The sequence below is a fragment of the Anaerobutyricum hallii DSM 3353 genome, from assembly GCF_000173975.1.
GTDB classification, from domain to species: domain Bacteria; phylum Bacillota; class Clostridia; order Lachnospirales; family Lachnospiraceae; genus Anaerobutyricum; species Anaerobutyricum hallii.
Map to the genome: position 1 here is coordinate 1 of NZ_ACEP01000001.1, position 2,970 is coordinate 2,970.

Genomic DNA, 2,970 nt, shown 5'->3' on the forward strand with positions numbered 1-2,970 from the left:
ACTTATCATCGTATTTGTGACTTTAGTCGCGGCGGTTTGAATGCTCGCTTATGCGCTCGTATCCAAACCTTGCTCCGAGGCCACAAATATGATGATAAGTCTTTTTTATTTTCTGACTGTGGATGGTTCCGATAAGTACGTTCCTAACCTACTTTTGTAAGAAGCAGTTAAAATCACTGGAAAACCAAATCAAGGAGGGAGATTTGGGAGCGAGCATTCAAAGCGCCGCGACGAAAGTCATATATTTGAACTATCCAGCTCCTGGTTTTTGTCTCCTCCAACCAAAAACGAAATAAATCCCACAAGCAAGGGAATTCTCCCACAAAACCAATTGACAGATTGCAGAAGTCTTTGTATAATAGCAGTGTGTTAACCTACTTTATTCTTAGAGTGAAAAACGGAGGAGAAGATAATGAAGTTTTTTATTGATACTGCGAATGTAGAGGATATCAAGAAAGCGAATGACATGGGGGTTATTTGCGGGGTTACAACAAATCCATCTCTGATTGCCAAGGAGGGAAGAGATTTTAATGAAGTCATCAAAGAAATCGCTTCTATCGTAGATGGCCCGATCAGTGGTGAAGTAAAAGCGACAACAACAGACGCAGAAGGAATGATTAAGGAAGGCCGTGAAATCGCAGCAATCCATCCAAACATGGTTGTAAAGATTCCTATGACCGTAGAAGGATTAAAGGCTTGTAAAGTTCTTTCCCAGGAAGGAATTAAGACCAATCTTACATTAATCTTTACTGCAAATCAGGCATTACTTGCCGCAAGAGCGGGAGCAACATATGTATCTCCTTTCTTAGGCAGACTAGATGATATCAGTGTAAGAGGTGTTGATCTTATTCGTGATATCGCAGAGATTTTTGCTGTCGCAGGTCTGGATACAGAGATTATCGCAGCGAGTGTCCGTAATCCAATTCATGTAACAGACTGTGCTTTGGCCGGAGCTGATATTGCAACAGTTCCATATAAAGTAATTGAACAGATGACCAAACATCCTTTAACTGATGCTGGAATTGAGAAGTTTAAAAAAGATTATATCGCAGTATTTGGTGAATAGGATATAGATGTGATTTCAGAATCTTCATTGCAAAGTGAAGTACAGCAGATTCTGGGATTATATTGGGCAATAAGGAGGAAACCATGAACAAATTAGAACTTCAGAAGATGGCAAATGAAGTGAGAAAAGGAATTGTCACAGGCGTTCATGCAGCAAAAGCTGGACATCCAGGCGGTTCTTTATCCGCAGCAGATCTTTTTACATATTTATATTTTGAGGAAATGAATGTAGATCCTAAGAATCCTCAGGATCCGGACAGAGACCGTTTCGTATTATCCAAAGGTCACACAGCACCTGGATTATATGCAACATTAGCTCACAAGGGATATTTCCCAGTAGAAGACTTAGTTACATTAAGACATATCGGTTCCCACCTTCAGGGACATCCATGTATGCAGCACACTCCAGGACTTGATATGTCATCAGGTTCTCTTGGACAGGGAATCTCCGCTGCAGTAGGTATGGCTCTTTCTGCTAAGTTAAGAAATAAATCCTATCGTGTTTACACACTTCTTGGAGATGGTGAGATTCAGGAAGGACAGGTTTGGGAAGCTGCAATGTTCGCAGGAGCAAGAAAGCTTGACAACTTAGTAGTAATCGTAGATAACAACGGATTACAGATTGATGGTAAGATTGAAGATGTATGTTCTCCATACCCAATCGACAAGAAGTTTGAAGCATTTAACTTCCATGTAATTAATGTAGCAGATGGTAACGATTTCGACCAGTTAGATGCAGCATTTAAAGAAGCAAGAGAAGTAAAAGGAATGCCAGTAGCAATCGTTATGAAGACTGTAAAAGGTAAAGGTGTTTCCTTCATGGAGAATCAGGCATCCTGGCATGGTACTGCACCTAATGATGAACAGTATGCTGTAGCTATGGAAGACTTAAAGAAAGTGGAGGAAGCATTATGTCAGAAGTAAAGAAAATCGCTACCAGAGAAAGCTATGGAAATGCGTTAATTGAATTAGGAAAAGAACATGAGAATCTTGTAGTTTTAGATGCTGACCTTGCAGCAGCTACTAAGACTGGAATGTTTAAAAAAGTTTTCCCAGAACGTCACATCGACTGTGGTATCGCTGAATGCGATATGATTGGAATCGCAGCCGGAATCGCAACAACAGGAATGGTTCCTTTCGCAAGTACATTTGCAATGTTCGCAGCAGGACGTGCATTTGAGCAGATTCGTAACTCTGTTGGATATCCACATCTTAATGTAAAAATCGGTGCTACTCATGCAGGTATTTCCGTTGGTGAAGACGGAGCAACACATCAGTGTAACGAAGATATCGCATTAATGCGTACTATCCCAGGTATGACAATCATCAACCCTTCTGATGATGTAGAAGCAAAAGCAGCAGTACGTGCCGCTTATGAATTAGACGGACCTGTATACTTAAGATTTGGACGTCTTGCAGTACCTGTAATTAACGATAATGATGATTATAAATTTGAAATCGGCAAAGGTGTTGTATTAAGAGAAGGAAAAGATGTTACAATCGTAGCAACTGGTCTTTGCGTAAGCTCCGCATTAGAAGCAGCAGATATGCTCGCTGAAGATGGGATCGAAGCTAAAGTAATCAATATCCACACAATCAAACCTATCGATTCAGATCTTCTTGTAGAAGCAGCGAAAGAGACAGGTAAGGTTGTTACAGTAGAAGAACATTCCGTAATCGGTGGACTTGGCGGAGCAGTATGTGAAGTACTTTCCGAGAAATATCCAGTACCAGTTAAGAGAATTGGTGTGAACGATGTTTACGGAGAATCTGGCCCAGCAGTTAAGCTTATTGAAAAATATGGCTTAGACGGTAAGGGCGTATATGCTTCTGTAAAGGAATTTGTTAAATAACTATTTGATTCTTTGAGAGAAAACAGACGAAAATAAAAAGAAATACTACCAT

The 2,970-nt window shown here is 40.3% G+C and carries 3 protein-coding genes; all 3 read left to right on the forward strand.

Going from position 1 to position 2,970, the window contains the following annotated elements:
* The first annotated feature begins 412 nt into the window (after positions 1-412).
* The 3 genes from fsa (at position 413) to EUBHAL_RS00015 (ending at position 2,918) form a co-directional block, all read left to right on the forward strand.
* Complete coding sequence (fsa, locus tag EUBHAL_RS00005) at positions 413-1,066, forward strand: fructose-6-phosphate aldolase (RefSeq protein WP_005343274.1); 654 nt, start codon at positions 413-415, stop codon at positions 1,064-1,066.
* An 83-nt stretch (positions 1,067-1,149) separates the two neighbouring features.
* Complete coding sequence (locus tag EUBHAL_RS00010; protein WP_005343275.1) at positions 1,150-1,989, forward strand: transketolase; 840 nt, start codon at positions 1,150-1,152, stop codon at positions 1,987-1,989.
* A complete protein-coding gene (locus EUBHAL_RS00015; protein WP_005343276.1) occupies positions 1,977-2,918 on the forward strand; it encodes a transketolase family protein in 942 nt (313 codons plus the stop codon). The genes EUBHAL_RS00010 and EUBHAL_RS00015 overlap by 13 nt, the downstream gene beginning before the upstream one ends.
* Positions 2,919-2,970 lie beyond the last annotated feature (52 nt).